The organism is Bradyrhizobium sp., assembly GCF_016462955.1.
GTDB lineage: Bacteria > Pseudomonadota > Alphaproteobacteria > Rhizobiales > Xanthobacteraceae > Bradyrhizobium.
Genome location: NZ_JAEMSD010000409.1, coordinates 1 through 6,275, shown reverse-complemented (window position 1 = coordinate 6,275; position 6,275 = coordinate 1). Strand labels below are relative to the sequence as shown.

Sequence of the window (6,275 nt, the reverse complement as noted above, 5' to 3'; positions counted from 1 at the left end):
GGTCGTCTACGAGCGTGCCCCGCCGCCGCCCCCGCCCGCAGCCGTGGGTGTCGGCATCGGGATCGGGATCGGGATGAGCCGCGGCGGCTACGGCGGAGGCGGCGGTGGCGGCGGCTATGGCGGCCCGGCACGTGGCGACTACCGCAGGTATTGAGCCGATCCGGCATGAATTCGCACCGGCCCGCGCCCATCGCGCGGGCCGTATCTATTGCGACAGCACCGGACGATCGCGCGAAACAGCATCTGCGCCGTCTTGAGATCGTCCCCGATGGCGATCCGTGCGGTCGGCGCTGTGCGCTACGCTTGCGGCACGATCTTGCCGGGGTTGAAGATGTTGAGCGGATCGAGCGCTTTCTTCAGCGCCCGCATCGCATCCAGCGCTTCGGGGCCGAGCTCCGCCTCGAGATATTTCTGCTTCCCCTGGCCGATGCCGTGCTCGCCGGTGCAGGTTCCGTCCATCGCCTGCGCGCGCTCGACCAGGCGATGCATGAACTCCTCGCCGCGCGCCATCTCGTCGGCATCGTTGGTATCGCAGACCAGCGAGCAGTGGAAATTGCCGTCGCCGACATGGCCGACGATCGGCGATAGCAAATTGAGACGCTTGAGATCCTCCTCGGTCTCGCCGACGCAATCGGCGAGCCGGGAGATCGGCACGCAGACGTCGGTCGCGACCACGCCGATGCTGTCGCCGGGCCGCAGCGCCTTGACGGACCAATAGGCATCGTGCCGCGCCTGCCATAGCTTGGTGCGGTCCTCCGGCTTGGTGGTCCAGGAGAACTCGCCGCCGCCGCAATCCCGCGCGATCTCGCCGAAGGCCTTGGACTGCTCGGCAACTTCGATCTCGCTGCCGTGGAATTCCATCAAGAGCAGCGGCGTCTCCGGCAGCGTCAGCTTGGAATAGGCGTTGCAGGCCTTGACCTGCGCGGCGTTGAGCAGCTCGATGCGCGCGACGGGAATGCCGGTCTGGATCGCCAGGATCACGGCCTGGCAGGCCCCGTGCACGGTCTCGAACGACACCGCGCCCGCCGCGATCGTCTCGGGAATGCCGCGCAGCCGGATGGTCAGCTCGGAAATGATGCCGAGCGTGCCTTCGGCGCCGACGAACAGATGCGTCAGGTCGTAGCCCGCCGAGGATTTCTTCGCGCGCGTACCGGTGGTGATGATCTCGCCATCGCCGCGCACCACTTTCAGCGCCAGCACGCTGTCGCGCATGGTGCCGTAGCGCACCGCATTGGTGCCGGAGGCGCGGGTCGAGGCCATGCCGCCGAGCGAGGCATCGGCGCCGGGATCGATCGGGAAGAACAGGCCCTGATCACGCAGATGCTCGTTCAGCGCCTTGCGGGTGACGCCGGGCTGGATCACGCAGTCGAGGTCCTCGGCGTGCACCGCCAGCACCTTGTTCATGTCGCGCAGATCGATCGAGATGCCGCCGGCGGGCGCGTTGACTTGGCCCTCCAGCGAGGTGCCGGTGCCGAAGGCAATGACGGGCACGCGATGTTTGGCGCAGATCCGCACCACGTCCTGGATGTCGGCAGTCTCCTGCGCCATGACCACGCCGTCGGGCGGCTGGTTGGGAATCCAGGTGGTGGTATGGCCATGCTGCTCGCGAACGGCCTGCGAGGTGATGAGGCGGTTGCCGAAGCGTGCGGCAAGCTGCTCCAGCGCGCTTGCGAGGGCTTTCGGCTCCGGCCGCGGCGGATTATTGGTGATGGTGGTGCCCACGGAATTCCTCCCGACAGAAGAACCGTGGCAAAGGACATAAAGCCGGTCAAGTCAAGCGACCGGACGCATAGCTTGGGAAGGAAACATGCCGGAGACTGCCGCCTCAAAGCCTGACGCCGCGCCGTTCCGCGCCTCGATCATGCAGATCGAGCCGCAATGGATCGACTATAACGGCCATCTCAACATGGCCTATTACAACGTGATGTTCGACCGGGCGATCGACCAGCTCTGGGCCGAGATCGGCATCGGGCCAGGCTATATGAAGGAGCGCGGCGGCTCGACCTTTACCGCCGAATGCCACGTGCGCTATTTGCGCGAGATCCATCTCGGCGATCCCGTGCAGGTCTTCGTCTGGCTGCTCGAGGCCGATGACAAGCGGCTGCACACCTTCGAGGAGATGCGGCACGCAAGCGAGGGCTGGCTGTCGGCGACGTCCGAGAACATGTCGCTGCACATGGACATGAATGCACGCCGCGTCGCACCGTTTCCGCCCGACATCCGCGAACGTATCGCCGGGATCACCAAGGCCCACGGCGCCGTGTCGCGGCCTGAGGGCATCGGCCGCAGCGTGGCGATGCCCTCAAAGCGCTGAGCGCTATATCCTGTTGCGCCCGCGGGCGAGGCCGACCACGGCCGAGACCAGGAACAGAACGATCGCGATGAAGAAGATGATCTTGGCGATCTCGATCGAAGCGCCGGCAATGCCGCCGAAGCCCAGGAGACCGGCGATCAGTGCGATAACCAGAAACGTCACAACCCAGCCTAGCATGGTCGAACCCTCGTCTTGATGGTGTCTGCAGTCGACGCGGCTGGCCGCGCCACTTGACCAGACAATCTCAAGGCGGGAACGATTGTTCCGCTCCATTGAACCGCGAAATTCGACACTTCGACGGGAACAAATCGGCCTGCCGCGCACGTGGAAAACCCTCCCCGGAGCCCCCATATGGGGACCAATCCCTGTTAAGAAGGCTCCCTTCCGTCACCCCGCGGTGCCATCGTGGGGCCCATGATTCGCATGACCGAGCCGAGCAAGATCACCAGCGTACCCGACCACCAGCCAGCCGCCGGCGGCATCGCCGCGCGTGCGCGCGCCTCAGTGGGCCCGAAATATCTCGCCGGGCTCAATCCGGAGCAGCGCGAGGCGGTCGAGACGCTGGACGGCCCGGTCCTGGTGCTGGCCGGGGCCGGCACCGGCAAGACGCGCGTGCTGACAACGCGCATCGCCCACATCATCAGCCAGGGCCGCGCCCGCCCCGCCGAGATCCTGTCGGTGACCTTCACCAACAAGGCCGCGCGCGAGATGAAGCACCGACTCGGCCAGATGCTGGGTCACGCGGTGGAAGGCATGCCGTGGCTCGGCACCTTCCATTCCATCGGCGGCCGCATCCTGCGCTTCCATGCCGAGCTGGCACAGCTCAAGTCGAACTTCACCGTGCTCGACGTCGACGACCAGGTCCGACTGCTCAAGCAATTGCTCCAGGCCGAGAACATCGACGACAAACGCTGGCCGGCGCGCATGCTGGCGGGCCTGATCGACGGCTGGAAGAATCGCGGGTTGATGCCCTCGCAAGTCCCCTCCGGGGAGGCCGCGATGTTCGCCAACGGCAAGGGCGGCAAGCTCTATGCGAGCTACCAGGAGCGGCTGAAGATCCTGAACGCGGCCGATTTCGGCGATCTGCTGCTGGAGAACATCCGCATCTTCCGCGAGCACCCGGATATCTTGCGGCAGTACCAGCAGCGTTTCAAGTTCATCCTGGTCGACGAGTACCAGGACACCAACGTCGCGCAATATCTGTGGCTGAGGCTGCTGTCGCAGGCGCCGTCGAAGGCCGTCGCGCCCATCGTCATTCCGGAGCGGCTCGAAGAGCCGAATCCGGAATCCCGAGATGAGTCCCCAGTTCCAGATTCCGGGTCTGCGCCTGCGGCGCATCCCGGAATGACGGAGCGAGCGGCGCTGGCGGCAGCTGCTGCGGCCCCCACCAAAAATATCTGCTGCGTCGGCGACGACGACCAGTCGATCTATGGCTGGCGCGGTGCGGAGGTCGACAACATCCTGCGCTTCGATCACGATTTCCCGGGCGCCAAGGTCATCCGCCTCGAGCGCAACTACCGCTCGACCGGCCACATCCTCGCCGCCGCCTCGCATCTGATCGCGCATAACGAAGGCCGGCTCGGCAAGACGCTGCGCACCGAGGACCACGACGGCGAGAAGGTCACGGTGACGGGCTCCTGGGACTCGGAAGAGGAAGCCCGCGGCATCGGGGAGGAAATCGAGCAGCTGCAGCGCCAGGGCGAGAAGCTGAACGAGATCGCCATCCTTGTGCGCGCGTCCTACCAGATGCGCGAGTTCGAAGACCGCTTCGTCACGCTCGGCCTGCCCTATCGCGTCATCGGCGGCCCGCGCTTCTACGAGCGCGCCGAGATCCGCGACGCGCTGGCCTATTTGCGCGTCATCAACTCGCCGGCCGACGATCTCGCCTTCGAGCGCATCGTCAATACGCCGAAGCGCGGGCTCGGCGATGCCACCGTGCAGATGCTGCACGACCACGCCCGCAAGCGCCGCATTCCCCTGTTCGAGGCGGCGCGCGCCGTGGTCGAGACCGACGAGCTGAAGCCGAAGGCGCGCGGCTCGCTTCGCGATCTCATCGCGCATTTCGACCGCTGGCGCGCCCAGCGCGAGGTCACCGCGCACACCGATCTCGCCCAGATCGTGCTCGACGAGAGCGGCTATACCGAGATGTGGCAGAAGGATCGCTCCGCGGATGCCGCGGGCCGGCTCGAGAACCTGAAAGAACTCGTGCGCTCGATGGAGGAGTTCGAGAACCTGCAAGGGTTTTTGGAGCACATCTCCCTGGTGATGGACCGCGAGGGCGGCGCCGAGGACGACGCCGTGTCGCTCATGACGCTGCATTCGGCCAAGGGCCTCGAGTTCGACAACGTGTTCCTGCCCGGCTGGGAGGAAGGCCTGTTCCCGAGCCAGCGCACGCTGGACGAACAGGGCCGTGCCGGCCTCGAGGAAGAGCGCCGGCTCGGCCATGTCGGCCTCACCCGCGCGCGCCGCCGCGCAAAGATCTATTTTGCGACCAACCGGCGCATCCACGGCACCTGGTCGACCACGATCCCGTCGCGCTTTCTCGACGAGTTGCCGGCGGCCAATGTCGAGATCACGGAGTCCAAGGGCGGCTCGGCCTGGGGCGGCAGCGGCGGTTACGGCGCCTCGCGCTTCGACGACATGGAAGCGTTCGGCTCCAGCTACACCACGCCGGGCTGGCAGCGCGCCCAGGCCAATCGCAACCGCAATGGCGGCGGCAGAAGCGGCGGTTTTGAGGAAGAGGCCGCGACGTTCCCCTCGTCGTCCTCCGGACCGGACTTCGGCAGCTTCTCCTCCCGCCGCCGCGGGCCGCTGACCATCGAGGGCGAGCTGGTCGCCAAATCCACCGGCACCACCTCGGAATTTTCGCTGTCCGACCGCGTCTTCCACCAGAAATTCGGCTACGGCCGCGTCACCAAGATCGACGGCAACAAGCTCACCATCGCCTTCGACAAGGCCGGCGAGAAGAAGGTCGTGGACAGTTTCGTGCAGCGGGCGTGAGGCCCGATATGGCTCAGTACGTCGCCATCATCGAGGACTCCGACCCAGACGCTGTCAGCCTGTGGTTTCCCGACCTGCCCGGTTGCATTTCCGGCGGTGACGATCTCGACGAGGCGCTGGAGAATGCGCCCGAGGCGCTCGCATTCTTTGCGCAGGAGCTGGGCGCGGACGGCCGCCAGCTTCCCCCGCCGCGGACGTTGGACGAGCTCAAGGCCGATCCTGAATTTGCCGACGATCTCGGGAAACACACGGCTGTCCTGATCGAATGGCCGCCCCTAGATGCCTCGGAGTGAGGACTGTTCGCCGCACTCCGCGGGCGTTCGACGGTTCTCCCCCCGAACGCCCCTTGACCACCGCGAACTTCCCCGTATCAGATAAACCCATGGTCCGGGGCTCCGTCACATTGATCGTGCTCGCATTGGGGATGCCGTCGCTTGCGGCGGCACAAACCGCGAGCTTTGGCGATTCGATCGGGAAGCTGGCGGCGAGTTGCGGCGCGGAGATCGTCGCCAATTGCCGCGGCGTCAACCCGGATTCGAACCGGCTGAAGGAGTGCCTGTCGCGCAACCGCGACGTGCTCTCGCCGCAATGCTCGAGCGACTATTTCGGTGTGTTCGAAGCCATCCAGAAGCGTGTCGCCGCGCGCATCACGGTGGCGAACGCCTGCCAGCGCGAGATCGTCAAGGTCTGCGGCGGCTCGACCAAGGAGACCAGCAAGTCGGTCCCCTGCCTGGTCTCAACACCCAAGGGCATCAGCAACAACTGCCTGAAGGCCATCGACGATGCGGGGTATCGCTGATGCGCGCGAAGGGGCTTACCATCGCGGGAATGGTCGCGCTGGGTTTCGTGCTGTTCGCCGGCACTGCACGCGCGCAGACGCCGGCACCGACCCGCGACGACATCGTCGCCAAGCTGAACCGTTTCGAGCAGGCCGCCGAGGTCGATCTTCCCGCCCTGAAGC

At 66.0% G+C, this 6,275-nt stretch carries 6 protein-coding genes; 4 read left to right on the top strand and 2 right to left on the bottom strand.

Features of this window, described 5'->3' with window-relative positions; all coding sequences use genetic code 11:
* Positions 1-297: 297 nt before the first annotated feature.
* Positions 298-1,722 carry an FAD-linked oxidase C-terminal domain-containing protein gene (locus JHD07_RS29960; RefSeq protein WP_291628712.1) on the bottom strand — a complete coding sequence of 475 codons (1,425 nt, stop codon included), beginning with the start codon at positions 1,720-1,722 and terminating at the stop codon, positions 298-300.
* 85 nt (positions 1,723-1,807) lie between these two features.
* On the opposite strand from JHD07_RS29960, the gene JHD07_RS29955 reads away from it, so the two are divergent.
* Positions 1,808-2,314, top strand: coding sequence for a thioesterase family protein (locus JHD07_RS29955; RefSeq protein WP_291628710.1), 507 nt, complete (start codon positions 1,808-1,810; stop codon positions 2,312-2,314).
* A gap of 3 nt (positions 2,315-2,317) precedes the next feature.
* On the opposite strand, the gene JHD07_RS29950 is transcribed toward JHD07_RS29955, so the two are convergent.
* Positions 2,318-2,491: a DUF1328 domain-containing protein gene (locus tag JHD07_RS29950; RefSeq protein WP_291628708.1), complete on the bottom strand. Its 174-nt coding sequence runs from the start codon at positions 2,489-2,491 to the stop codon at positions 2,318-2,320.
* Between the two features lie 237 nt (positions 2,492-2,728).
* Between JHD07_RS29950 and JHD07_RS29945 the strand changes: the two genes are divergently transcribed.
* From JHD07_RS29945 to JHD07_RS29935, 3 genes are all read left to right on the top strand, one after another.
* Complete coding sequence (locus tag JHD07_RS29945; RefSeq protein WP_291628706.1) at positions 2,729-5,314, top strand: ATP-dependent helicase; 2,586 nt, start codon at positions 2,729-2,731, stop codon at positions 5,312-5,314.
* Positions 5,315-5,322: 8 nt separating this feature from the next.
* The gene (locus JHD07_RS29940) at positions 5,323-5,607 is read left to right on the top strand and encodes a type II toxin-antitoxin system HicB family antitoxin (protein ID WP_291628705.1); all 285 of its coding nucleotides are present in this window, start codon (positions 5,323-5,325) and stop codon (positions 5,605-5,607) included.
* A gap of 89 nt (positions 5,608-5,696) precedes the next feature.
* On the top strand, positions 5,697-6,113 hold the full coding sequence (locus JHD07_RS29935) for a hypothetical protein (RefSeq protein WP_291628703.1): 417 nt from the start codon (positions 5,697-5,699) through the stop codon (positions 6,111-6,113).
* Positions 6,114-6,275 lie beyond the last annotated feature (162 nt).

What these genes read in the sequence shown, in the direction of transcription:
- JHD07_RS29955 (WP_291628710.1), top strand. Translation starts at nt 1,808, where the DNA reads ATGCCGGAGACTGCCGCCTCAAAGCCTGACGCCGCGCCGTTCCGCGCC.
- JHD07_RS29950 (WP_291628708.1), bottom strand. Translation starts at nt 2,491, where the DNA reads ATGCTAGGCTGGGTTGTGACGTTTCTGGTTATCGCACTGATCGCCGGT.
- JHD07_RS29945 (WP_291628706.1), top strand. Translation starts at nt 2,729, where the DNA reads ATGATTCGCATGACCGAGCCGAGCAAGATCACCAGCGTACCCGACCAC.
- JHD07_RS29940 (WP_291628705.1), top strand. Translation starts at nt 5,323, where the DNA reads ATGGCTCAGTACGTCGCCATCATCGAGGACTCCGACCCAGACGCTGTC.
- JHD07_RS29935 (WP_291628703.1), top strand. Translation starts at nt 5,697, where the DNA reads ATGGTCCGGGGCTCCGTCACATTGATCGTGCTCGCATTGGGGATGCCG.